The organism is Nocardia sp. NPDC059764 (assembly GCF_042732555.1).
Classification (GTDB): Bacteria; Actinomycetota; Actinomycetes; order Mycobacteriales; family Mycobacteriaceae; genus Nocardia.
In genome coordinates, this window is the sequence record NZ_JBHWHH010000024.1 from 1 (window position 1) to 22,662 (window position 22,662).

21 protein-coding genes and 1 pseudogene are annotated in these 22,662 nt (G+C 67.7%); 9 read left to right on the plus strand and 13 right to left on the minus strand.

Annotated features, from left to right (window positions below; genetic code table 11):
- Positions 1 to 170 precede the first annotated feature (170 nt).
- Positions 171 to 2,963 (minus strand): aconitate hydratase, encoded by a 2,793-nt coding sequence (locus ACFV4K_RS07565; RefSeq protein WP_379272904.1) that lies wholly within the window; start codon positions 2,961 to 2,963, stop codon positions 171 to 173.
- Between the two features lie 182 nt (positions 2,964 to 3,145).
- Here ACFV4K_RS07565 and ACFV4K_RS07570 point away from each other — a divergent pair, with 182 nt between their 5' ends.
- From ACFV4K_RS07570 to ACFV4K_RS07590, 5 genes are all read left to right on the plus strand, one after another.
- Positions 3,146 to 3,688: a DUF6676 family protein gene (locus tag ACFV4K_RS07570; protein WP_379272905.1), complete on the plus strand. Its 543-nt coding sequence runs from the start codon at positions 3,146 to 3,148 to the stop codon at positions 3,686 to 3,688.
- A 312-nt stretch (positions 3,689 to 4,000) separates the two neighbouring features.
- Complete coding sequence (locus ACFV4K_RS07575) at positions 4,001 to 5,449, plus strand: NlpC/P60 family protein (RefSeq protein ID WP_379272906.1); 1,449 nt, start codon at positions 4,001 to 4,003, stop codon at positions 5,447 to 5,449.
- A gap of 137 nt (positions 5,450 to 5,586) precedes the next feature.
- Complete coding sequence (locus ACFV4K_RS07580; RefSeq protein ID WP_379272907.1) at positions 5,587 to 6,096, plus strand: hypothetical protein; 510 nt, start codon at positions 5,587 to 5,589, stop codon at positions 6,094 to 6,096.
- A gap of 182 nt (positions 6,097 to 6,278) precedes the next feature.
- Entirely contained in the window at positions 6,279 to 6,722 is a 444-nt protein-coding gene (locus ACFV4K_RS07585) for a VOC family protein (protein ID WP_379272908.1), read from the plus strand.
- Between the two features lie 71 nt (positions 6,723 to 6,793).
- Positions 6,794 to 7,276: an adenosine-specific kinase gene (locus ACFV4K_RS07590; protein ID WP_379272909.1), complete on the plus strand. Its 483-nt coding sequence runs from the start codon at positions 6,794 to 6,796 to the stop codon at positions 7,274 to 7,276.
- 56 nt (positions 7,277 to 7,332) lie between these two features.
- Here the strand turns inward: ACFV4K_RS07590 and ACFV4K_RS07595 are convergent, their stop codons facing one another.
- The gene (locus ACFV4K_RS07595; protein ID WP_379272910.1) at positions 7,333 to 7,995 is read right to left on the minus strand and encodes a TetR/AcrR family transcriptional regulator; all 663 of its coding nucleotides are present in this window, start codon (positions 7,993 to 7,995) and stop codon (positions 7,333 to 7,335) included.
- A 337-nt stretch (positions 7,996 to 8,332) separates the two neighbouring features.
- Here ACFV4K_RS07595 and ACFV4K_RS07600 point away from each other — a divergent pair, with 337 nt between their 5' ends.
- Positions 8,333 to 8,779 (plus strand): hypothetical protein, encoded by a 447-nt coding sequence (locus ACFV4K_RS07600; protein ID WP_379272911.1) that lies wholly within the window; start codon positions 8,333 to 8,335, stop codon positions 8,777 to 8,779.
- Positions 8,780 to 8,836: 57 nt separating this feature from the next.
- Here the strand turns inward: ACFV4K_RS07600 and ACFV4K_RS07605 are convergent, their stop codons facing one another.
- Together ACFV4K_RS07605 and ACFV4K_RS07610 are read right to left on the minus strand one after the other, a co-directional pair.
- Positions 8,837 to 9,037 carry a three-helix bundle dimerization domain-containing protein gene (locus ACFV4K_RS07605; protein ID WP_379272912.1) on the minus strand — a complete coding sequence of 67 codons (201 nt, stop codon included), beginning with the start codon at positions 9,035 to 9,037 and terminating at the stop codon, positions 8,837 to 8,839.
- Between the two features lie 143 nt (positions 9,038 to 9,180).
- Complete coding sequence (locus ACFV4K_RS07610; protein WP_379272913.1) at positions 9,181 to 9,633, minus strand: hypothetical protein; 453 nt, start codon at positions 9,631 to 9,633, stop codon at positions 9,181 to 9,183.
- 339 nt (positions 9,634 to 9,972) lie between these two features.
- On the opposite strand from ACFV4K_RS07610, the gene ACFV4K_RS07615 reads away from it, so the two are divergent.
- A complete protein-coding gene (locus ACFV4K_RS07615; protein ID WP_379272914.1) occupies positions 9,973 to 10,401 on the plus strand; it encodes a response regulator transcription factor in 429 nt (142 codons plus the stop codon).
- Between the two features lie 103 nt (positions 10,402 to 10,504).
- On the opposite strand, the gene ACFV4K_RS07620 is transcribed toward ACFV4K_RS07615, so the two are convergent.
- From ACFV4K_RS07620 to ACFV4K_RS07640, 5 genes are all read right to left on the minus strand, one after another.
- The gene (locus ACFV4K_RS07620) at positions 10,505 to 10,645 is read right to left on the minus strand and encodes a hypothetical protein (protein WP_379272915.1); all 141 of its coding nucleotides are present in this window, start codon (positions 10,643 to 10,645) and stop codon (positions 10,505 to 10,507) included.
- Positions 10,642 to 10,953, minus strand: coding sequence for a hypothetical protein (locus tag ACFV4K_RS07625; protein ID WP_379272916.1), 312 nt, complete (start codon positions 10,951 to 10,953; stop codon positions 10,642 to 10,644). The genes ACFV4K_RS07620 and ACFV4K_RS07625 overlap by 4 nt, the downstream gene beginning before the upstream one ends.
- Positions 10,950 to 11,345 carry a Zn-ribbon domain-containing OB-fold protein gene (locus ACFV4K_RS07630; protein ID WP_379272917.1) on the minus strand — a complete coding sequence of 132 codons (396 nt, stop codon included), beginning with the start codon at positions 11,343 to 11,345 and terminating at the stop codon, positions 10,950 to 10,952. The genes ACFV4K_RS07625 and ACFV4K_RS07630 overlap by 4 nt, the downstream gene beginning before the upstream one ends.
- Before the next feature lie 97 nt (positions 11,346 to 11,442).
- A complete protein-coding gene (locus ACFV4K_RS07635; protein WP_379272918.1) occupies positions 11,443 to 14,514 on the minus strand; it encodes a LuxR C-terminal-related transcriptional regulator in 3,072 nt (1,023 codons plus the stop codon).
- Positions 14,515 to 14,658: 144 nt separating this feature from the next.
- Positions 14,659 to 15,663 (minus strand): AraC family transcriptional regulator ligand-binding domain-containing protein, encoded by a 1,005-nt coding sequence (locus tag ACFV4K_RS07640; RefSeq protein WP_379272919.1) that lies wholly within the window; start codon positions 15,661 to 15,663, stop codon positions 14,659 to 14,661.
- Between the two features lie 219 nt (positions 15,664 to 15,882).
- Here ACFV4K_RS07640 and ACFV4K_RS07645 point away from each other — a divergent pair, with 219 nt between their 5' ends.
- Positions 15,883 to 16,491, plus strand: a complete 609-nt coding sequence (locus ACFV4K_RS07645) for a TetR/AcrR family transcriptional regulator (RefSeq protein ID WP_379272920.1) — start codon at positions 15,883 to 15,885, stop codon at positions 16,489 to 16,491.
- Positions 16,492 to 16,524: 33 nt separating this feature from the next.
- Here ACFV4K_RS07645 and ACFV4K_RS07650 read toward each other — a convergent pair.
- Both ACFV4K_RS07650 and ACFV4K_RS07655 read right to left on the minus strand, forming a co-directional pair.
- Positions 16,525 to 17,138 (minus strand): annotated as a pseudogene (locus ACFV4K_RS07650) (acetoacetate decarboxylase family protein); the annotation flags it as partial.
- A 79-nt stretch (positions 17,139 to 17,217) separates the two neighbouring features.
- Positions 17,218 to 17,997, minus strand: coding sequence for an alpha/beta fold hydrolase (locus tag ACFV4K_RS07655; RefSeq protein ID WP_379272921.1), 780 nt, complete (start codon positions 17,995 to 17,997; stop codon positions 17,218 to 17,220).
- Positions 17,998 to 18,289: 292 nt separating this feature from the next.
- On the opposite strand from ACFV4K_RS07655, the gene ACFV4K_RS07660 reads away from it, so the two are divergent.
- On the plus strand, positions 18,290 to 18,868 hold the full coding sequence (locus ACFV4K_RS07660; RefSeq protein WP_379272922.1) for a hypothetical protein: 579 nt from the start codon (positions 18,290 to 18,292) through the stop codon (positions 18,866 to 18,868).
- A gap of 8 nt (positions 18,869 to 18,876) precedes the next feature.
- Here the strand turns inward: ACFV4K_RS07660 and ACFV4K_RS07665 are convergent, their stop codons facing one another.
- Both ACFV4K_RS07665 and ACFV4K_RS07670 read right to left on the minus strand, forming a co-directional pair.
- A complete protein-coding gene (locus ACFV4K_RS07665; protein WP_379272923.1) occupies positions 18,877 to 20,493 on the minus strand; it encodes an indolepyruvate oxidoreductase subunit beta family protein in 1,617 nt (538 codons plus the stop codon).
- Positions 20,490 to 22,655 (minus strand): thiamine pyrophosphate-dependent enzyme, encoded by a 2,166-nt coding sequence (locus tag ACFV4K_RS07670; RefSeq protein WP_379272924.1) that lies wholly within the window; start codon positions 22,653 to 22,655, stop codon positions 20,490 to 20,492. Before ACFV4K_RS07670 ends, ACFV4K_RS07665 begins: the two co-directional genes overlap by 4 nt.
- Positions 22,656 to 22,662: the final 7 nt, after the last annotated feature.

A 22,662-nucleotide genomic window follows, 5' to 3' on the forward strand; every position in this document is an offset into this window, starting at 1 on the left:
CCTTATCTTTGTGGCCACAAAAGGGAACACCCCCCAGGCGCGCGGCGCTCCGCCCCCGGGTGTGGGGTGGGGGGGCGGCCCCCGGAGCTGCGCTTTCACGCAATTCCGGTGCCCGCCACCACGACTCGGTTTCGAAACAGCCCTTCGAGAACCGAGCTACATCGCAGTGACTAGCCGCGAATCATGTTGCGCAGCACGAACTGCAGGATGCCGCCGTTACGGTAGTAGTCCGCCTCACCGGGGGTGTCGATGCGGACGACCGCGTCGAAGACGACCTTCTCGCCGTTCTCCTTGGTGGCGGTGACCTTCATGGTCTTCGGAGTCACACCCTCGTTCAGCTTGGTGATGCCCTCGATGTCGAAGGTCTCGGTGCCGTCCAGGCCCAGCGACGCGGCCGACTGGCCGGCCGGGAACTGCAGCGGCACAACGCCCATGCCGATCAGGTTCGAGCGGTGGATGCGCTCGAACGACTCGGTGATGACGGCCTTGACGCCCAGCAGGCTGGTGCCCTTGGCGGCCCAGTCACGCGAGGAACCCGAGCCGTACTCCTTGCCGCCCAGCACGACCAGCGGGATGCCCGCGGCCTGGTAGTTCTGCGAGGCGTCGTAGATGAAGGCCTGCGGGCCACCCGGCTGGGTGAAGTCGCGGGTGTAACCACCCGAGACGTCGTCCAGCAGCTGGTTGCGCAGACGGATGTTGGCGAAGGTGCCGCGGATCATCACCTCGTGGTTACCACGACGCGAGCCCAGCGAGTTGTAGTCCTTGCGCGCAACGCCATTGGCGTCGAGGTACTGCGCGGCCGGGGTGCCCGGCTTGATCGGACCGGCGGGGGAGATGTGGTCGGTGGTGACCGAGTCGCCCAGCAGCGCCAGCACGCGCGCGCCCTTGATGTCGGAGACCGGGGTCGGCTCCATCGACATGCCGTCGAAGTACGGCGCCTTGCGGACGTAGGTCGACTTCTCGTCCCACGCGAAGGTGTCGCCCTCGGGGGTGTTCAGACCCTGCCAGCGCGCATCGCCGTCGAAGACGGTGGCGTAGGACTTGGTGAACATGTCCCGGCTGATCGCCGACTTGATGGTGTCGTCGATCTCCTGCGAGGACGGCCAGATGTCCTTCAGGAAGACATCGTTGCCGTCGGTGTCCTTGCCCAGGGCGTCGACCTCGAAGTCGAAGTCCATGGTGCCCGCGAGCGCGTACGCGATGACCAGCGGCGGGGAGGCCAGGTAGTTCATCTTCACGTCGGGGGAGATGCGACCCTCGAAGTTGCGGTTACCCGACAGCACGGCGGTGACCGACAGGTCGTTGTCGTTGATCGCGGCCGAGATCTGCTCCGGCAGCGGGCCGGTGTTGCCGATGCAGGTGGTGCAGCCGAAGCCGCCCACGTAGAAGCCCAGCTTCTCCAGGTACGGCCAGAGACCGGCCTTCTCGTAGTAGTCGGCGACGACCTGCGAGCCCGGGGCCATGTTGGTCTTGACCCACGGCTTGGACGCGAGGCCCTTCTCGACGGCGTTGCGGGCCAGCAGGGCCGCGCCGATCATGACCGACGGGTTCGAGGTGTTGGTGCAGGAGGTGATGCCCGCGACCACGACGGCGCCGTGATCCAGGACGAAGTCACCGCGCTCCGGGTCCGACACCTTGACCGGCTTGGACGGACGGCCCGCGTTGCCGTTGGCGGCGGTCGGGACGGCCGAGTCGTCGGAGGCGGTGCCCGGGGCGACCGGGTCGCTGGCCGGGAAGGACTCCTCGATGGCCTCGTCCAGCGCGGTGTGCGGCACCGGGTCGTTGGTGTAGGTGCGGATGTCCTGACGGAAGGCGTTCTTGCTCTCCGACAGCAGGATCCGGTCCTGCGGGCGCTTCGGGCCGGCGATGGACGGCACCACGGTGCCCAGGTCCAGCTCCAGGTACTCCGAGTACGCGGGCTCGTTGTCCGCGTCGTGCCACAGGCCCTGCTCCTTGGCGTACGCCTCGACGAGCGCGAGCTGCTCGTCGCTGCGGCCGGTCAGGCGCAGGTAGTTGATGGTCTCCTCGTCGATCGGGAAGATCGCGGCGGTGGAGCCGAACTCCGGGCTCATATTGCCCAGGGTGGCGCGGTTGGCCAGCGGAACCTCGGCCACACCGGCGCCGTAGAACTCGACGAACTTGCCGACCACACCGTGCTTGCGCAGCATGTCGGTGACGGTGAGCACGACGTCGGTGGCGGTCACGCCCGGCTTGATCTCACCGGTCAGCTTGAAGCCGACGACGCGCGGGATCAGCATGGAGACCGGCTGGCCCAGCATGGCGGCCTCGGCCTCGATGCCGCCGACGCCCCAGCCCAGCACGCCCAGGCCGTTGACCATGGTGGTGTGCGAGTCGGTGCCGACACAGGTGTCGGGGTAGGCCTGGCCGTTGCGGACCATGACGGTGGGGGCCAGGTACTCGATGTTGACCTGGTGCACGATGCCGACGCCCGGCGGGACGACCTTGAAGTCGTCGAAGGCGCCCTGGCCCCAGCGCAGGAACTGGTAACGCTCGCCGTTGCGCTCGTACTCCAGGTCGACGTTGCGCTCGAGGGCGTCGGCGGTGCCGAACACGTCGAGGATGACCGAGTGGTCGATGACCATGTCGGCGGGGGACAGCGGGTTGACCTTGTTAGGGTCGCCGCCGAGGGTGGTGACGGCTTCACGCATGGTGGCCAGGTCGACGATGCAGGGCACGCCGGTGAAGTCCTGCATGATCACGCGGGCCGGGGTGAACTGGATCTCGGTGTCGGGCTCGGCCGACGGATCCCAGGCTGCGAGGGCGCGGATCTGGTCGGCGGTGATGTTCGCGCCGTCCTCGGTGCGAAGGAGATTCTCCGCGAGGACCTTCAGGGCGTAGGGCAGCTTCTCGGTGCCGGGCACGGCCGAGAGCCGGAAGATCTCGTAAGAGTTGCTTCCGACCTCGAGGGTGCCCTTGGCGCCGAAGGTATCGATACTCGTCACGTTCAGCTCCACTCGTCTGTGAATGGGAGGGCCAGCGGCGGGGCTGTGCCGATGGCCTCGTCGAGGCGCGGGCCTCGTCCGTTTTCCGACATTAACAGTACGCTTGTCCTGTGAGCACATCGGGGGCGGGAACTGTGTGGCGCGGTGAGGCGATCTGACAAGCCGTCCCGTACCCTGCGTTCGTGACCGTCTCGCACCCCTCGGTTTTCACGCCCGTGAAGGCGGAACTACCGCCGAACACCGACTTGAATAAGATCATCGCCGATCTCGACGACAACCATGTCGCCGCCCCCGAGGGACGCGACCAGGAGGCCCTCGCGGCCATCGCCGCCGACGCGCGCGATCAGGGCGTCAAGCTCGATATCGTTGTGGTGCCGGGCAATCCGGGAATCGAGGCGAACCTGCGCGATCTGGCCAACGAGGTCGGCAAGATCGAGCACGGCACCGTGGTGGTTTTCAGCGACGACTGGGTCGGCACCTTCAGCGACCAGTTCACCCGCGGGCGGCTCGAGCGCGCCGAGGACGGGGCCAAGTACCGCGGGCCCGAGCACACCGCCGATGCCGCACGGGTTTTCGTGGATCGGCTGCAGCAGCCGGAGGCGGTGTCGTGGACGGTGATCACGCTGGTGCTGCTGGGCCTGCTGGTCGCGGGGATCGGCGGGCTGTACGTGGTGAAGTCGCGGCGGGCTCCGGAGGGGGCGCGGCCGCCGACTCCAGTGGGGTAGGGGTTCTGTTGCCGACGGCGACGGGGTCGCCGGGTGGGGTTCGGGTTCGTCCCGGGCCCCTTTTTCATTGCCCGAATCCGGAGGCGCGGTAAAGCAAACCGCCCGGTTCGTATGCGACACGCCCACTCGGTGATGCGTGTCGTGTCATGTGACGCATGGTGATTGTGTGATCTACCTGCAAATATGTGGCTACTGACGAATTACATATGTGTGATTGTGGCGTGGCTGATCAGAGCACTCCATGACATGTCGTACGGTTTCGCGATGGCACGCCTGGGACAGATGTGCCGAATGGGACTCCAGGGAGGTGCGATGCGACGACCGGCGAAGCGGCGCGGACGTCCAGCGAGAGTCGCTACGGAGTTGCTCGTAGCGGCCGTCGTGCTGGCCTGTGGCATGGCCTCCGGACACGCGGTCCCACCCCCACCCCCCAATCCCAGCGACGGCGACCTCAATGCCGCCGGAGCCCAGGTCGACGCCGGTGTCGGCGAGGTCGGCGCGCTCATCAACCAGGTCGCCACCGCCGAACAGCAGCTGCAACAGCTCGACGACGCGATCGCCGTGCGCCGCGAAGCGGTGAACAAGGCCCTGGTGGATCTGCAGATCGCCCGCGACGCCGCCGATGCCGCCGCCCAAACCGTGGTGCAGTGCCAGCAGGAGCTGACCGACGCGGGCGCGAAAGTCGATACCGCGCACGGCAATTTCGACAAGTACGTCGCGCAGGTCTACATGCGTCCCGGCTCCACCTCACTGATCAGCTATATGGCCGCGCCGAGCCCCGAGATCGCGCTCAACCGCGCCCAGATCCTGACCATCGCCTCCAAGAACCAGCAGCAGGTCGTCGACGGCCTGCGCCACGCCCAGGTCGACCAGGCCAACAAGACCTCGGCCGCCAAGCAGGCCCAGCAGGCCGCCGACGCGGCCGCGGCCGCCGCCGACGCCAAGAAGGCGGACGCGCAGAACGCCGTCACCACCGCCCAGGCCGAATTCAACCAGCAGAACAATGTCCGCAACGGCCTTGTCTCCCAGCGTGACTCGGCCCAGCAGCGCCTGGACTCCGCCCGCGCCAATGTGGCCGGCCTGCAGAGCCAGCGTGACGCCTTCGTCGCCTGGGATCAGCAGCGCAAGGCCGAGGAAGCCGCCGCCCAGGCCGCAGCCCGCGCCGCCGCGGTCGCCGCCGCCGCTCGCGTGGCCGCCGACCGCGCCGCCGCCGACCGCGCCAACCAGGTCGGCCAGAGCCATCGACCGCACAAGGTCCAGGACTCCTCCCCACCCCCGCGCCGCCCCCAGCCCAACCGCTCCGACACCCAGACCACCCGTCCCAGCGGCGGCTCCCGCTCCGAACTCATCGAAACCGTCGTCGACCGCGCCATGTCCCAACTCGGCGTCGTCTACGCCTGGGGCGGCGGCGACGAGGACGGCCCCACCCTCGGCATCCGCGACGGCGGCACCGCCGACAGCTACGGCGACTACAACAAGACCGGCTTCGACTGCTCCGGCCTCATGATCTACGCCTTCGCCGGCGTCGGCGTCTCCCTCCCGCACTACTCCGGCTACCAATACACCATGGGCACAAGGGTTCCCGTCTCCGAACGAGCCCGCGGCGACATGCTCTTCTGGGGCCCCGGCGGCTCCCAGCACGTAGCCCTCTACATCGGCAACAACAAGATGATCGAGGCCCCCCAATCCGGCGAGGTCGTCAAGGTCTCCGCGGTCCGAGAAGACGGCATCATGCCCTACGCCGTCCGCATCATCTCCTGACCGACCGGCGGCGGTGTAGCCGCGGCCGAGAAATCCCGTGTGTGCCATCGCTGTAGCGATTCGCGGGCCTGATGGGGCCCGAGGACACGGCCGTCCTCGTAGACCGAAACAGCCGTGTTGCTCGTTAGGCTTTCGAGATGAACAGCTGGATCGTCGAGGGAAGCGCGGTCGACAAACAGGACGTGGTGCACCTGATCGTGGACCTGCACAACACGGGCGATTGGACGCAGCGATGCACGGGACGGCCCGCCACGCCTGAAACTGTGCCGGGGCGAGCGCGCTGCCTGCGTTGTGCGCTCAAAGCCGCAGAGGCGTTCCGTCTCGGCGAACAACCATTGGATGCCGTCAAAGAGTGGATGCGAGTCGACCACACGGCTCTTCCCCGCCCGGCTTCGATCCAGCTTCGGGTGCCTGAACGGCGGACGCATCGGTCGGCCCCTGCCGAGTCGGGAAACCAGGAGTTGGTGCTCGATCTGGCAGACCCGGACATGCGGTATGTCATCACGGATGCCCTCTCGAGGTGGGCTGCGCACCAGCGTCGCAAGGCCCGCGCCGAACCGGACACGACCCTGACCGCAACGCGAAACCGTTGGGCCGACCTGGCTGACGTGGTCCGTGTCCGCGCCGATGTCGTGGGAAGTGACTGAGTTTCTCGATGACGGAGGCCCGGTCGGCGTCGGGAATGCTGCGTAGGCTCGAGGTTCCGACAGTAATCGCCAAGATTGCGGCTGATATACGTAATCGGCTGGTAGATAACAGGTCTGGCACTCGGCGTGCGGATTGTTCCGGTGCCCTCGCAGCTCTCTTCGAGAAACGTAGGCAGGTAGGTATGGGATTCGTTCAGCGATTCGACCATGTCGGCATCACCGTTGCCGACCTGGACGCCGTGACGGCGTTCTTCGTCAGCCTCGGCTTGGAGGCTGATCAGAAGATGGCTGTCGAAGGCGCGTTCCTGGACACGGTGATCGGTATGACCGGTGCCGCCACCGAGATCGTCATGCTGCGGGTGCCCGGCGGAGGAACGACGCTGGAGCTCTCGAGCTTCGAGCGGCCGGAGCACCTGCCGGGTTCGTCGGCCGCGCCGGCCAACGAATTGGGTCTGCGCAGCGTCGCTTTCGAGGTGCAGGATCTGCAGGCCGCCGTTGACCACGCCGCAGCAGACGGGTACGGCCTGGTGGGAGGCATCGGTGAATACGAGGGCATATGGCGGATGGCCTATGTCCGCGGACCCGAAGGAATCATCGTCTCGTTGGCCGAGCGTATCCAGCGGTAGGGAGTCGCATCAGGGCTCGGCCCGAGTCGGGCGGGTTGTTTCCCGGCAGCGTGACGAGGGACGATAGCCGTATGGAATTGACAGCGGTGCCCATCGAGAATCCCGATGAGCTCAATGTCATCATCGGGCAGTCCCACTTCATCAAGACCGTCGAGGACCTCCATGAAGCCTTAGTCGGCACCGGCCCGCAACTCCGCTTCGGGCTGGCCTTCTGCGAAGCCTCCGGCCCCCGCCTGATCCGCTGGTCGGGTAACGACGACAGTCTGATCGAGCTCGCCACCAAGAACGCGACAGCCCTCGCCGCCGGACACTCCTTCATCGTCTTTCTCCGCGACGGCTACCCGGTCAACGTTCTCAATGCGATCCGCCATATCCCCGAGCTCTGCACCGTCTTCTGTGCCACGGCCAACCCCGTCGAGGTGCTCATCGCCGAAACCTCGCTCGGGCGCGGCATCATCGGCGTCGTCGACGGTACGCCGCCCCTCGGGATCGAAACCGAGACCGACCGCGCCGACCGGCACCGACTGCTCCGCGCCATCGGCTACAAGCTCTGAGCCCACTCGGACTCACGCGCGGGGCATGGACGTGCGCCGAGCGCGGTCGTTCGCGCTCATGCGGTGATGATGCCGATCACCGTTGCGACGAGATCGCCGTCGGGATCGCGCAGGCGCGGTAACTCCGCCCTGCTCTGCACTAGCGATCCGAGAGTGAGATCCACCAGTTCGGAACCGACCTGTGCGGCCGAATTGCGTCCGCCCGGCTCGAACCACGTCCACGCCCATTGCGCGGCGCCGAAAACGAGCAGGCTCCGGATGCTGGTGTCGACGGGACGGAAGTCGCCGGATGCGATGCCCGCCTCGAGCACGCCGCGCAGGATTCCGGTGTAATACCTGCGCAGCTTGCGCCCCTCGGAATCCTCTTCCTGCTGGCCGAATCGGGCGACCTCGCGCTGGAATGCGACGGTCCGGTTCCGGTCGTGTACCTGATAGAGCATGGCCGCGTGCAACAACCCGGCCAGCTGCTCGGGTGGCGTCGAGAAGGTCGAGACGATTCGTTCCGCCTCGTCGACACGGCGCCGCATATAGGAGACGTGCAGCGCTTCCAGCAATCGCGCCTTCGTGCCGTAATGGTGCACGATCAAGCCCTGCGAGATACCGAGCTCGCGTGCTATCTCGCTGAAACTCGTTCCGTCGTAGCCTTTTTCGGCGACATGGCGCGTGAACATGTCGAGAATCGCGCCCGACTTGCCAGGTCCCGCCGCACGTTCATTCATCGATCCCGCCCCTGTTCGTCCACATTCTCCGACACCCCTGGAGAACCGATCGACCGCGCGAACTGTCGTTGACTGAGTGCGCAGTCAGTATTAGCATTATGCCCCGAGTCGCACCGGCGCGTTCTCGACATCAACCATTCATCTCGAAAAGTTGACCTACCGCCCATGTATCAGCACGCCAATCTCACCGAAGTCGTCGATGAGCGACGAGCTTTCGCATGCATCGCATGACCGGCTCGTTCGGTAGCGCCACAGGCGGGCGCGCATGAATGCGGGTGTAGCGGCGTCCGAGTACCCGGCGACCGATTCCGAATCGTTGTTGTCCCCGGAGCAACTCTTGGCCGCGATCGCCGGGCGGCTTGCCGAACCGTTCCCGCTCGTGACGTGGGCGAGGGAGCTCGGCGATCTGCATGCCGCGTTGATTTCCGCGGTGCTGAATCCGCGGCGGAATGCGCCGGAGGTCACCGAGGCGGCGCTGTGCGCCGATATCGCGAAGGTCATCGACAAGATCAATTCTTGGGCCGCCTCCTCTGTCCGCCACAGCCGTTGCGCCCGCCGCCACACCCACACCTTCGGTGAGGTGATCAGCCACGTGGCCAAGACCTACGCCGAAGCGTGGTGGACGGTGCTGCACAGCGACTGCGAGGACCTTCGACACTCGGCCTGGGTTCACCTCGGCGAAGTTCGCGACGGCTACGCCCACCTCATCAGCGACATCCGCGCAGGGCGCGTCCAACTCCCACTCGGCTGGCGAGGCATCCGGCACACTCGGCCCGCGGGCTGAGAACCGACGCGACCGGTCCGGCCCGAGACGGCTGTAGAGCTGTACCCGAGTCTCGAATCACTGTGGGGCGGTAGTCAATCTGCGGGCGGCCATCCGCTCGACCAGTAGCGGGATGAAGTCGCGGACGGGACGTCCGTCGAACGTGCGGTGGGCGTCGTGGACTATGTCGGCGACGGTCCCGGCGCCGACGGCCGGGAACTTGGAGGTGAGTCGACCAACGAGTTCCTCGATCTGCTGATCTTCATCATTCGCTGCCATACTTCATGGTCGCGCCTCGTGATCGAGTGCCGTTGCCGAACCGCGATGAAATCCGTATGGCCGTTGGCTCTCTATCTGGTCACGGTGCGCCTATTCCGCTATTCGGCTGTACCCGCGAGTAATCCGTCGAACGTGGGCCTCGTCTACCTGGTGGTCTCGGTTCGGGCCTCGATCGCGGTCACCGAGTTCTTGAACGCCTTGGTCAGCACGCCCCGGCCGACGGTGGCGAGCACCGCTCCGAGGAACCAGCCGCGCGGATTCTTGCCCTCGCGTACCACGGTGTAGTCGATATCGGTGGTGCCGTCGGGACGCGGGGTCAGGTCGTAGGTGTGCCCGGAGTGGTGACCCCACGCGTTGGAGTCGGTGGTCGTCAGCACGACGTGGTCGGGGTTGGTCCAGTCGTAGTCGAGTCGCTCCCAGATTCCGGTGGATCCTTCGGTGACGTCCGCGTGCTGGGGATCCTGGGCGTGCACCGCGAGGTACGACCCGGTGCTGTTGCCGAACAGCTCCGATCGGCCCGGGCCGAAGTCGGTGAGGGCTGCGACGAACTGCTCGGGCGTCACACGCGTGTTGGCGTGCATGTGGATGGTGGTCATTGCCTCTTCTCCTTACTCGGGTAGCTGATCGCCGTGCATGTTCCAGAGTGCGCTTCGCAAGGCTTCGTCGGACCGGTGGTGGTCTCTGATCTGGCCCGGGAGCCGTCTTCGGCACCCGCGTCGGTGAACTCCACGTGGCTGTTTGCTCTCGATACGGTCACGGTGGCCGCCGGTGCGGCTCCGCGAGATCACGGGAACGTGACGATCGTGATGAATCGGACGGTTCAGAGCACGCAGCTATTGCTGACAAGTTGCTGTTCGGCTTAGCGTCGAGTTCCGTCCGGAAAGGTGGGGCGGGTCACACCCGGTCGGGGATTCCGGTCAGCAAGGGATACGTCCATGAACCTTCATCAACTCTCCACAACTCGAGCCAGCCGTCCGCCGATCGACGTGCGGGATGAGATTCGGCCGGCGGCCCGGGTGCTGATCGTCGAGCAACATCCCGCGACCGCCGAGATGACTCTGCTGGTCCTCGGCGCGGCCGGTTATGACGCCGTGCACGCGTCGACGGCCGCCCAGGCGCTCACCGCTGTCACCAGCTGGAAGCCGGATCTGGTGCTGACCGATCTGATGTTGCCGGACCTGTCCGGACCCGAGTTCTGCCTGCGACTGCGGGCGGCCTCGTCGGTGCCGATCCTGATCGTGACCACCGAAACCGATCCCGACCTCGTGGGCCTCGCGATCAGCGCGGGCGCGTCGGGGTATCTGCCCAAACCGTTCCGGACCGGCGACCTGCTCGATCGAATCCACACCGGTCTCGGGTTCTGACCGAACGTTTGCCCGCGCGTTGAGCGGTGAGCCGTGATGCGGTGGCTGTGTCGGCTGACTCGGGTCGCCTCCCACGCAGCGGGTGGTCTACCGAGCCGCCGGGTTACAGCCGCGCGGCACCGTCGGGTGAGCAGCGGTGTCGATCGCACAAGCGGTAGTAGGTCGCCTCGGTGATCTGAAGGATTCGGTACCCGAGGACGAACAGCATCGCCACCGGCGTCAGCGGTGCGGAGACGACGCTCATGGGCTGACTTCCTGTACCGAGGCGTCGAGGATCGCGAGCAGGACCTTGCGGCACACGGACGTGCTCGCCAGGTGTCCGGGGAGCGTCAGCACCGTGCAGGCCTCGGCTCGCCGGCATTCGTGGACGAGGTCGACGAACACCGGGGGCAATGTCGCGCTCTGAGGTCCCGGCTCGTGGAAAACCGTGCCGAGCACGTACCCGAGGGATCGGGCCGCGGCGCGCAGTAGCGTGTCGCTGGCACTCGGGTCACGGTTGCTCAACAGATCGTCGCGCACATATCCGTAGGCGAGCGGCTGCAAAGTGGTCATCGAAGCAGCCGGTTCGGGCGGTCGGCGACGGTGACGACCGGAAATCCGTCCTCGCGGCTCTGCTGGAAGCGCACCCGCACCGGCCCGATGGAGATCAGCGGCACCTCACCTTCGAAGGAGGTGTAGACCCAGGGTCCCTCGTCGAGTTCGACGATGGCGATGGTCATCGGCGTCGATACGCTCTGCGGATCACCCGTGCGGTGCACCCTCCGCGAGGACACGATCGAACCGGACCCGGACGCCGGCACCCACTCGAGATCGTCGGACGCGCAGGCCGAACAGGCGCCGACCATCGGCCCGAACAGCTTGTCGCAGGCCGCGCATCGCCGGATTGCGAACATGTCTTCGTCGTCGCTGACACTCGCTGGGTGCTGGGCAATCGGTAGGGACATGGAACCGAACCTCCGTGGACCGGTGCTGGTGGATTTCGGTTTTCAGCATCGTCGGTCCGGGCGTCGCACACGACGGTGGAATGGCCACTGGGTATACCTATTTTTGGTCCGCGTCCACGATCCACGCCGCGATCTGGGCGCGCGAGTTGAACCCGAGCTTGGCCAGGATGTGCTCGACGTGCGCGTCCACGGTGCGCTGGGCGATCACCAGCTGGGTCGCGATCTGCTTGTTGGTGAGCCCTTCGGCGACGAGGCCCGCGACCTGGCGTTCTCGTTTGGTCAGAGTCGTCGCGCCGGGGCGGGGTGCGTCGGCCGGCCGTTCCTCGTTCAGGGCGTAGGCGACCGCGGCGTTGACCCGCATCGCGCGTCCGCGTCGCCACGCCGTATCGAAGCGCGCGGCGCCGAGCGCGCCACGCACCGCTCGCTCGCAGTCGAGGTGGGCTTCGACCATCTGGGGGAAGTAGATGGCCACGCCGGGGGCGGTCCGCATCATGTTCGCCGCCGCGCCCATCAGCACCGCGGCGCGCTGGTCGTCGGCGCCGGCGGCGATCCATGCCAGCACTTCGAGATCGAGCGCCGCGACGAGCAGGCTGCGCACGCGCCGGTTGAGCCGCAGCGATTCCCGCAGCAGATCCTGTGCGCGGGCGCCCTCTCCCCGGCGGTAGGCCGCGATCGCGGTCATTCCCAGAGCGGTCGACCGGAACAGCGACTCGCCGCACTCCTCGGTGATCGACAGCATCCGCTGGTGGCACTCGGCGGCGCGCTCGGCGTCGCCCTGCTGCGCGTACGCCACACCGAGCAACAGCAGAGCGGAGACGTGCAGGCATCCGCGCGGCTCGGAGCTCAGCACCTCGATGGCTCGATTGATGCACGACACCGCGCGCGGGGGGTCGTCGCGATAGAGCGCCAGATCTCCCTCCGCATACGCGATCAAGGCTTGATTCAGGGGTGTGGGATCACGCTCGGCGAGCACCCGCCCGTGGGCGAGCAGGGTGGCGGCTGTCTCGAGGTCCCATTGCCGCGTGGCCATGAATATGCTGGCGTGCAGCGCCCGGACCTGGTCGGTTGCCGAATGCGCGCACGGATGGGCCAGGGCGCGCTCGAGCCAGCGGCGGCCTTCACCGAACAGGCCGCGGAAGCTCCAGAAGGTGAGGGACGCGGCGCTGATGCGCAGCCCCGCTTCGGCCGACTGCTCGGTCGGGTCGGACATGCAGAATTCGAGCGCGGCCCGGATGTTGCCCTGCTCGCGGTCGAGCCGGGCCATCCAGTCGCATTGCCGGTCGCTGATCCAGTCGTTCTCGGCGTCGAGCACCAGCCGCCGGTACCAGTCCCGGTGCGCGCGCCGGAATTCCTCGTCCGCACCGGCTTCCCGCAGCTTGTCCTGCCCGTATTCCCGGACGGTGTCGAGCATCCGGAAGCGGACCACGCCGTCGGGTTCCTCCCTGATCACCACCGATTTGTCCACCAGCGAGGACAGCACATCGAGCAGTTCCGCCGTCTCGGCCTCGGCGCCGCACACCGCCTCGACGGCTTCGAGTTCGAAACCACCGGCGAACACCGACAACCGGGCCCACAGCCGCTGCTCGGCCGGGGTGCACAGCTCATAGCTCCAGTCGATGCACCACCGCAGAGCCTGCTGTCGGGTCGGCGCGGTGCGGCGACCCCGGGTGAGCAGGGCGAACCGGTCGGTGAGCCGCTGCAGAATCTGGTCCGGCGACATCGTGCGCATCCGAGCCGCCGCGAGTTCGATCGCCAGGGGCAGACCGTCCAACCGGGCGCAGATCCCGGCCACCGCGGCCTTGTTCTCCTCGGTCACCTCGAAGCCGGGTACGACCGTGCCGGCGCGATCGGCGAACAGCGTCACGGCGTCGTACTTGCGGAGCTGTCGCAGCGTCGGCTCGCGGTCGGCGGCGGGCACGCTCAGCGGCAGTAGTCGCTGCACCGCTTCGCCGCCGATATCCAGCGGTTCGCGGCTGGTGACCAGCATCCGCAGGCCCGGGCATTGCGACAACAAGGTCTCGGCCAGGCTCGCCATCGGTTTGGCGACCTGCTCGCAGTTGTCGACGACGAGCAGCGTTTCCCGGGATCGCAGATACTCGACGAGCGTGTCGTGGACCGGCCGAGCCGAATCGGCCCGCACACCCAGAGCGGCCGCGACGATGGGAGCCACCAGCGACGGGTCGCGCACGTCGGCCAGGTCGATCGCCCACACCCCGTCGGCGAAATCGCGTTGAGCGGCCGAGGCCGCCCGCAGCGCCAGCCGGGTCTTGCCGACGCCGCCCATCCCGGCGAGCGTCACCAGCCTCGAGACGGTGAGCTGGTGCTTGAGTGCGCTCAACTCGGCGCGCCGGTTGATGAAGCTGGTCAATTCGGGCAGTAGCGGGCGGTGGTGTCGGGTGGTTCGCGAGGCACTGCGTTGCTGTATATGCCGGATGGTCGCGCCGAGCTCGGCGGCGGAGGGCCGTTGTCCGGGATCGCGGTGCATCGCCGCTTCCACGACGGTGCACACCTCGGCGGGGAAGCCGCGATCGCGCAGGTCCGGTGCGTACGGCTCGGGGGCGGCATGACCGGTCAGCGCCCAGAACATAGTCGTGCCGAGCCCATGGATATCGGCGGCGGGAGTCGGAGGGCTTCCCTCGGCAGAAGTTCGGGAGCCTCCGGGAACGCGCGCGATTCCGAAGTCGGTCAGAGCGGGTTCACCGTATTCGGGGTAGAGAATACAGTCCGGCTGCACGTCGCCGTGCACGATGTCCAGCCGATGCGCGCTCTCGAGCGCCCGGGCGATCCCGGCCCCGACCTTCAGCACGTCATCGACAGGAAGCGGGCCCCGCTGCCGGATCCGCGCACCCAGCGAGTCCACGGGGTGATACGGCTGGGCGAGATAGGGCCGCCCGCCGCTGCTGACACCGGCCGCGAGCACGGTGACGAGATTGGGATGCCCGGTCAGCCGGCCCAGAGCCTGCTGCTCCCACACGAACCGCGCCTGGCTGTCCTCGTCCAGGTCCCCGGTCAGGACCTTCACCGTGACCGTGCGATCCAACCCCGCTTGCCGACACCGGTAGACCACGCCGAACCGGCCGCGATCCGTCTCTTCGGCGTTCTCGAAGCCGAGCTCACGCAATTCCTCCGCTACCGTCAGGTTCACGTCGCGGGGGATACGGTTCGTCACGTCGTCGATCATCGGCCGCGCGCGATCCTCACGGTACGGCTGCGAGCACCGGCCATTATCGACTCACCTTTCGACGTACTCAGCCTATCGCCGATGGCGAGCAGATATGCAGCTATTCGGTGGGCGGTCTCGATCGTCGATAGATCACGGCTGCAGCGGCGAGCGGCGTGTGCTGGTGGCGACCGCCCAGCGCAGCGCGGCCCGGCGCATGGAGGACTCGTCGGCGTACCCCAGGAGTTGTGCCTGTTTGCCTCGGCTCAGCGGACCGGTCGCCTGGGCCGCGCCGAGACGGGCCGAGCGCGCCCGGTCCAGCTCACGTCGCCACGTCGTCCCGGCTTCGGCGAGCCGGCGCTGGAGGGTGCGCGGGCTTGTGGTGAGCCGCCGCGCGACCCGTTCCAAGGACGCGTCACCCTCGTCGAGGGCGGCGGCCGCCGCCACGGCGACCCGTTCGGGCCACGCGGAGATGAGGGGCGGGGGAGGCGGCAGCGCGTCCGCCAGGGGTTGCAGCACCGCGGCGAGGACCGGGTCGGCGGTGGTGAGCGGCAGGTCCAGATCGGCTGGGCGGAAGGTCATCGCGTCGACGTCCGCGCCGAATTCGATTGTGGCGTCGCCGAATACGTCCCTGTAGGCATCGAGCCGACGAGGTGCGTTGCGGCGCACGGTGACTCGGACGGGGTCCAAGGGGGCGTCGACCACGCGGCGCGCCCGGGTCAGCACGGCGGCCAAACCCCACAGCTGAGTGTGGTCGCGGGTCGCGTCGGCCCCGTCGACCATGTCCAGGCGCAGCGTCGGCCCGCGGTCGTCGTCGACGAGATTGAAATTGTGGTTGGTGGTGACGGCGCTGACATAGGGGCCGCAGGTCGCCAGTCCGGCGCCCAAGGTCGGTGCGCTGGTGAACAAATAGTCGTAGAGCCCCGTTGCCCGGAGCTGGTACCGGCTCGCGACCCGCAGCGCCACGTCCGGATCGTCGAGCATCTTCGCCCCGGTCTCCCACAGCCGCCAGAAGGTTTCGCTGGGGACGTGGACGCCGCCGCCGGTCAGTGTCCACTCCGGCACACCGGATTCCCGGATCAGGCGGGTGCGGTCCAGTCCCATGGAGGTCAGCTGCGAGAGCACAAACTGGTGCAGCAGAGTCAGATCAGTGCGCAATGCCCCTCCTACGCATCGTCGTCCCCCCGGTCGATGGGTGGATCGTAGACGCGGCGGCGATCCGGAACCAGCACCGGGTGGGGCCGCGAACCGGGCGCGACGGCCGGCGACCACACCCCGCTATCGGCGGCGGGCGGGGCCGCGTTAGGGCGGTGTTCGAGCGGAAGATCGGCCGGTGGTTGGGCCGGCGTGGCGTCGCCGCTTGATAGATTCGTTCGCGTGACGTCGTCGACCACTCAGCCGTATCATCACGGCGACCTGCCCTCGGCGCTGTTGCGCGCGGCGGTCGAGCTGCTGGAGGAGAACGGCGCCGCCGACCTGTCCTTGCGTGCCGTGGCCCGACGTGCCGGTGTGTCGACGGCCGCGCCCTACCGCCATTTCGCGGACCGCGAAGCTCTGCTGTCCGCGGTCGCCGCGGTCGGATACCGCGATCTGGCAAGCCGTTTGGCCGCCGTGCATCCCGCGCCGGTCACGCCGGAGGATCTGGCGCTGATCGCCATCGCGTACGTGCGGTTCGCCGTGGATCGGCCGGGGTTGTTCCGGGTGATGTTCGCCGATCCGTGTGATCCGACGAGTCCGGAGCGGGTCGCGGCCACCGAGGCGATCCACGAGTACGTCGAGAACATTGTGCGGCAGGCGTTTCCGACGTCGGATCCGGAGGCCATGGCCATCGCGGTGTGGGCGTTGGTCCACGGCCTGGCGTTCCTGCACCTGGACGGCAAGTTCGAGGCGGTCTCCGACGAGGCTGTCGCGGAACGTATTCGCGCTGCCGTCTTCGCGGTACTCGGCGCGTCGAGCCAGGTCTCCCACACGCCTCACACCAACTGACATACCGGCGCGGTCGGGTCGCCGACCGAATGAGCCGCCGTTGTCGTTCGCCACCCGGGCGGTGGTCCGATCGGCCCGGATGTCGATGTCGATGTCGGTGACCCACTTGGGGAATCCGTAGCCGTCGTGGCCGCGTACCTGGGCGATCTCGCTGCTGACCGGGAGTGACAGCACGTACGAGTGGAGATGGTCGTCGGTGAGTCCGGCGAGCAGGTCCACCGTGCCGAGGCGTCCGTGCCGTGCCGGGCGGACCGCGATGCCGACCGCCGCCTCGGTGTAGAAGTGTCGATATCGCACACGTCGTAGCGGAACAGCATCAGTGAGACGATCCCGATGCCGGGCACGACCTCGAGCGGTGCGAGCTCGCGGGGGAGCCGGCCGCGGATGGTACGGGTGCGGGCGAGCATCACCAGCCGGGCGGTCGAGATGCGGTAGTAGAAGTTCGGGGTGAACGTCTTGCCGATGCGGGAGCTGACCTCGGTCTTGGGCATCCGGCGGAAGAAGTCCACGCTGCTCACCCGTGGATCCGCCGCGATGGCGTCGAGGTCGGGCCGCATGCGGTACGTGTCGTACAGGCCGCCTTCGGGGACGGTGACGACGCGGCCGTCGAGGGAGACCTCGACTGTGTTCCGAGAGGTCGATGGCATGTTTCCCGGTTCCTCGCTCTAATGTATTCGGTGTTAACATCAGGCTGGGATTGAATGTAAGCGCTGTCAACACCTCTGCTCAGGCGAAGAACTTTCGCAGTGCCGCGGCCACCGCAGCGGCGTCGTGGGGGTGGTGGAACTGCCCCGGCAGGGTGATGGTGCGCGCGTCGGGCAGCGTCGCCCGGAGACGTTCGACGCTCTCGGTGCCGTAGGGGTCGGTGAGCTCGCCCGCGAGCAGGAGGGTGGGGATGTCGATGCTGGACCACGGGGTGATGTCGGAGTTCATGGCGATCAGGCATTCGAGGTCGGCCACCAGGCCGGAGGCTCGGAAGGCCAGGCCGTCGGCGAGGGGCTGCAAGGCCGCGCGGGGCGGGGTGGGTTCGACAATGGCGGTGAAGAATTCGATGATCGCGTCCGCGGGGCGCGCGGCGGCCATGTGCTGGCGGATCGTTTCGAGGGTCGATGTCAGCGGGGAACCGGCGAGGGTCACCGGGGGCTCGTAGAGCGCGAGGCGTCGGACCATCGACTGATCCCGGTGGAGTGCGTGCAAGGCGACCAGGCCGCCCGCGGAATGCCCGAAGACGAAGGCGGGGTCGTCCAGGGTCGCGAGCACCGCCGCCAGGTCGGCGGCCTGTTCGGTGAATTCGGCGGGCCGGGGGCCGTTTCCGCTCTCGCCGTATTCTCGCCGTTCGACCACGAGGACCCGGTAGTCCGGGGCCAGTAATTCTGCGAGCTGGAAATAGAGGTCGAGGGTGACCAGCGCGCCGGGGACGATAACCAGGGCCGGGCCGTCACCTCGGGAGTGAAAGACGATGCGGGTGCCGTCCGCCGATTCCACGGCTTCTCTGTATTGCGACATATATCGATAGTGGCAGATACCTGACGCCACATCGGCTGGTGGACAGTCGAATTCGCCGCCCGCGCTGCTGGATCGGGCGGGGCGGCCAATTGTCGGCACGGGCCTTCGGGCGGGTGGCCGGCGACTCGCGGGAGGTGGGGGAGGGCGTGGAATACGGGGTGTGACGGTGGATTTGCCGACCGTGAATTGATATTGGAGTTTCGTCCTTATTTCGCCACGTGCTCCGCTTAAGATCTCTAGGGCATCAGGCAATTGCTCGATGTAGAGCAGTTTTTCGCTCAGGAGGTGCGGAATGCTGGAAGCCGATTGGTGGATCCGGTCGAGGCCACTGTTGATTGCGGGTGCTTTGCCGTTCGCTGTGCTGCTCGGCACCGGAGTCGCCTCGGCGGCGTCGGAGGACTATGCGCCCCCGCCCGCCGCGCTACCGGCGCCACCGGATTGGCTATTGAACGGCCAACTACCTTCCATCGATGCGGCCGACCCGCTGCCGGGGGTGGATCCACAAGCGGTGGACTCGCTGTGCGCGTCCATTCCGGTCGATGCGCAGCGGTGCGGCGTCACCGTGGTCGACGCCGGTGTCGGCGCGGCCATCGGCGCGGGGATCGGGGCGGGCGTGTCCGCGCCGCTGGCGATCGCCACCGGACTGGTCGGCGCCGGTCTCGGATTCGTGGCCGGGATCCCGTTCCTGCCCACCGGTTTGGTGGTCGGACCGCTGGTCGGGGCGGCCGTCGGTGTGGCCGTCGTGGCCGGGCCCGCGGCCCTGCTGGGCGCGGCGCTGGGGGCGTCGGTCGGAGCGATCGTGGGCCTCACGACGCCGCTGCCGGTGGACGCGCCGATCGACGAGACCGGCGTGTCCACTGCGTTGGAGTAGCCGGCGCCCTATCCCGGAACGACGCGGACGAGTTCGGCGCTGAGGGTGTCGCCGGATTCGTCGGCGAGTGCGGCCGCCCGCAAGGCGGCCAGGTGTCCGGCGGCGTCGGTCCGGCCGGTCAGGTCGTGCGCCGCCCCCATGAGTTCGGCGAAGCTCTCGGCGCCGTGCTCGTAGGTGGCGCCGTAGCCCTTCAGCACGCCCTGGCAGGCCAGGATTTCGCGGGCGAACTCGGCGTCGAAGGCCGCGGCGGCCACGGCCGTGCGCAACCATTGGTCGATGGCCTGCTGCTCACGGGCGTATCGCAGAGAGTGCGGGCGCAGCGGGCGCAGCCGGGCCGTCACCGATAGCGCGGTGAACCCGGTGATCGAACTGGTGTTGACCATCATGCCCCGGTGAGTGAGCCTGCCGATGAGGCGGCGAAAGGCACTGGACCGGTGAAGCATCGAGCCCAGGCGCACCGGCATGGTGTCGGTGATCTCGTCGACCTGCGGGTGCAGGTACTCGTGGACGTGAATGAGCTGGTCCGGTTCGGCGCCGGCCTCAGCCCGGATGCGGTCGGTGCGCTGGCGCCGGATCTTCTGCAGTGCAACCTGAATCGTGTCCTGGTAGCACATCCACAGGGCCAGCTGCCGCGCTGCCTCCACGGTGAGCCGCGCCGCGCCGTCGCGGTCGGGGTCGATGTCGGCGACTGTGGCGACACGCCGTAGATAGAGCCGCGCGTATCCCGGGTTCTGGTACACGGCGGTGCGAACCAGTCCGTGCAGGATCATCGATCGCGCGGCCGGCGGCATACCGCTGACCGTGCGCGCGAGCTCGCGAAGCCGTGGGCCGACCAGCTCGCCGGGATCGGTGGCCGCGATCTCGTTGCGCCGCTGTTCCTCTCGCTCCTTGCGTTCGGCGGCGGTCAGAGGTTTGGGGATGAGCGTCAGCTCCACCGGCTGCGCGGTGGGGGGCGGGCTCGCCGGTTCGACGGTCGCCGCGGCCGCGTCGAAACCGTCGGCGAACGCCGCCAGCGACTGCTCGACGCCCTTGCCGAACGCACGGATCGGCGCTTCGCACTGCTCCCGGGTGAACGGCAGCAGGCCGGATCCGGCGACCGCGCCGAACAAGGCCGCGCTGATCACGCTGCGGTGCTGCTCGGCCACCGCCATGAAATCGGTCGCGATCAGCCGCTTCGCGCCGCGCCGGGCGGTGTCGAGCAGCGCCGTGCCGTCGACGCGGCCGTCGCCGAGCGCCATCTTCTCGTCGATCGAGTAGACCCGGTGTGTGGAGGCGACCAGTGTGGTCCGGTCCGGGGTCGAGAAGCCGCGCTGCACGGCGCGCGCGGCCTCCATCAGTTCGGAGGCGATGACGATGTCGACCTCGCCGGGCGTGGGGAAGACGCTCAGAACCGGTGCCGCCCGGCCGGATCCGGTGGTGGCGTGCGCGGTGCGAGGGAACAGTTCCACGTAATAGACGGTGGCCCCGGTGCGTTGGGCCACACCGGGCACCGAGGTGGACTGCGCGTAGTGGTCGGCACTCTCGGCGACTTCGACGATCCAGTCCGCGAGCACACCACCGCCCTCGCCGCCCATGGCCAGAATCGCGATGGTGATCGGGCGCTGCCCGTTGTACCAGCCGGTCATGACACCGCCTCCAATCCGGCCGCGCGGCGTTCGACGCCACGGGAGAGCATGCTGATCCACCACGCGCGCATCCTCGACAGCAGGCGGTCGCGGCGGGTGGGGTTGTAGACGACGTCGGTGCGATAGAACGACGGGCACAGCACCGCCGCGTGCGCGTTCGCGCCGCACACCCCGCAGCCGACACAGCTGTCGAGCACGGTGGCGATGGGGTCGGTGCGCATCGGATCCGGGTTGTCGGCGATGGTCAGTGACGGACAGCCCGAGATGCGGATACAGGCGTGATCGCCGGTGCAGGTTTCGGGGTCGACCCCGAAACGCTGCCGCACCACCCGCTCGCCCGCCTTCAACGCCTGTGCCCGCCGGGGCTTCTCGCGCCGCTGCCGGTTGAGCTGGCATTCACTCTGCATGACAAGGACTTTCGGTCCCTGCTCGGGAGTGGTGAGCCCTTCGATGAAGGTGTCGCGCACGGTCGTGACGTCGTAGGTGTCGTCGATCGTGCGGGCCCAGCCGACTCCGATGCCGCGTACGGCTTGCTCGATCGGATGCTTGGTCGAGCGCGCGGGTGTCTCGGCGTGGGAGGACAGCACGTCCTGTCCTCCGGTGGCGGCGGCGTAATCGTTGTCGACAACCACCAGCAACTGGTCATTGCGGTTGAATACCGCATTGCCGACACCGCTGGTCAGGCCGTTGTGCCAGAAACCGCCGTCACCCATGATCGCGATGGTGCGGCGATCGGAATCCTTCGAATTCAACGCCGATGCCGCGGCCGATCCGAGGCCGTAGCCCATGGTCGTGGCACCGAGATCGAACGGCGCGTTGACCGAGAACAGATGGCAGCCGATATCGGCGCTGACGTGATGCTGCCCGGTCTCCCGCTCGGCGAGTTTCAACCCGCTGAAGATGGGCCGCTCCGGGCAGCCGGTGCACAGCCCGGGCGGGCGCGGGCGCACCAGCTCCGGCTCGACCCGGGTGGCGAACGGGCTCGTGGGATCCTCGGCCGGGCGCAGCAGCGCGGGTTCGGAGGCGATCGCGTCCGGAAGATAATCGGTCAGGAACCGGTGCAGGCCCCGGGTGAGCACCAATGAGGTGTACTCGCCCGCCATGGTGAACATGTCCTTGCCGTGCAGGGCGGTCGGTATCCCGGCGCGGCGCAGAATCGTGTTGATGTTCTGCTCGATGAAGTCCGGCTGCCCCTCTTCGACCAGCAGTACCGCGCGCTTGTTCGCGCAGAATTCGATGACTTCCTCGTCGATCACCGGATAGGCGACGTTCATGACGTACAGCGGAACCTTGGTGTCGCCGAAGGCATCCGAGCATCCGAGCAGTTCCATCGACCGGTTGAGGGTGTTGTACAGCCCGCCCTGGACGATGATGCCCACATCGGCGAGGTCCTCGCCGAACACCTCGTTGAGCCGGTGCTCGCGGATATAGTTCACCGCCGCGGGCCAGCGGTCTTGGATCTTCTCCTGCTCGTGGTGGAAGCTGGCGGGCGGCAGCACGATTCGGCTCACGTCCCGGGTCGGCCGCTGGGTCGCTTCGGTCACGGTCACCGCCGGGCGGCGGTTGTCCGAAGCCGTGAAGGTCCCGTGCAGGTGGCACGAGCGCAGCCGCAACAGCAGGAACACCGGGGTGTTACTGGCCTCCGACAGCTGGAATCCGGATTCGACCGCGTTCACGATCGCGGGGATGTCGGGCCGCGGATCCAGCAGCCACATCTGCGATTTCATCGCGAACGCGTGCGAGCGCTCCTGCATGATGCTGGAGCCCTCGCCGTAGTCCTCGCCCAGAATGACGAGTGCTCCGCCGGTGACGCCGCCACTGGCCAGATTGGCCAGGGCGTCGGCAGCAACGTTGGTGCCCACGGTCGACTTCCATGTCACCGCGCCACGCAGCGGGTAGTGCACCGAGGCGGCCAGCATCGCCGCCGCGGTGGCCTCGGAGGCACTGTTCTCGAAATAGACGCCCAGCTCGTCGAGTACTTCCTTGGAGTCGCCGAGGACGTCCATCAGATGTGAGATCGGCGCGCCCTGATAGCCGCCGACATAGGCGACGCCGGACTGCAGCAGCGCCTTGGTCACGGCCAGGATGCCTTCCACGTGCAGGGTGGTGCCTTCGCCCTGCCGGAGTTTGCCGACCTCGTTCGCGAATGATCGTTCCGCCATTGGCTTC

Bases quoted from the DNA above. Each gene is read 5' to 3' on its own strand.
- ACFV4K_RS07605 (WP_379272912.1), bottom strand. From the start codon at position 9,037: ATGGCAGCGAATGATGAAGATCAGCAGATCGAGGAACTCGTTGGTCGA.
- ACFV4K_RS07595 (WP_379272910.1), bottom strand. From the start codon at position 7,995: ATGAATGAACGTGCGGCGGGACCTGGCAAGTCGGGCGCGATTCTCGAC.
- ACFV4K_RS07585 (WP_379272908.1), top strand. From the start codon at position 6,279: ATGGGATTCGTTCAGCGATTCGACCATGTCGGCATCACCGTTGCCGAC.
- ACFV4K_RS07630 (WP_379272917.1), bottom strand. From the start codon at position 11,345: ATGTCCCTACCGATTGCCCAGCACCCAGCGAGTGTCAGCGACGACGAA.
- ACFV4K_RS07655 (WP_379272921.1), bottom strand. From the start codon at position 17,997: ATGTCGCAATACAGAGAAGCCGTGGAATCGGCGGACGGCACCCGCATC.
- ACFV4K_RS07660 (WP_379272922.1), top strand. From the start codon at position 18,290: ATGCTGGAAGCCGATTGGTGGATCCGGTCGAGGCCACTGTTGATTGCG.
- ACFV4K_RS07620 (WP_379272915.1), bottom strand. From the start codon at position 10,645: ATGAGCGTCGTCTCCGCACCGCTGACGCCGGTGGCGATGCTGTTCGTC.
- ACFV4K_RS07670 (WP_379272924.1), bottom strand. From the start codon at position 22,655: ATGGCGGAACGATCATTCGCGAACGAGGTCGGCAAACTCCGGCAGGGC.
- ACFV4K_RS07665 (WP_379272923.1), bottom strand. From the start codon at position 20,493: ATGACCGGCTGGTACAACGGGCAGCGCCCGATCACCATCGCGATTCTG.
- ACFV4K_RS07580 (WP_379272907.1), top strand. From the start codon at position 5,587: ATGAACAGCTGGATCGTCGAGGGAAGCGCGGTCGACAAACAGGACGTG.
- ACFV4K_RS07625 (WP_379272916.1), bottom strand. From the start codon at position 10,953: ATGACCACTTTGCAGCCGCTCGCCTACGGATATGTGCGCGACGATCTG.
- ACFV4K_RS07610 (WP_379272913.1), bottom strand. From the start codon at position 9,633: ATGACCACCATCCACATGCACGCCAACACGCGTGTGACGCCCGAGCAG.
- ACFV4K_RS07590 (WP_379272909.1), top strand. From the start codon at position 6,794: ATGGAATTGACAGCGGTGCCCATCGAGAATCCCGATGAGCTCAATGTC.
- ACFV4K_RS07615 (WP_379272914.1), top strand. From the start codon at position 9,973: ATGAACCTTCATCAACTCTCCACAACTCGAGCCAGCCGTCCGCCGATC.
- ACFV4K_RS07575 (WP_379272906.1), top strand. From the start codon at position 4,001: ATGCGACGACCGGCGAAGCGGCGCGGACGTCCAGCGAGAGTCGCTACG.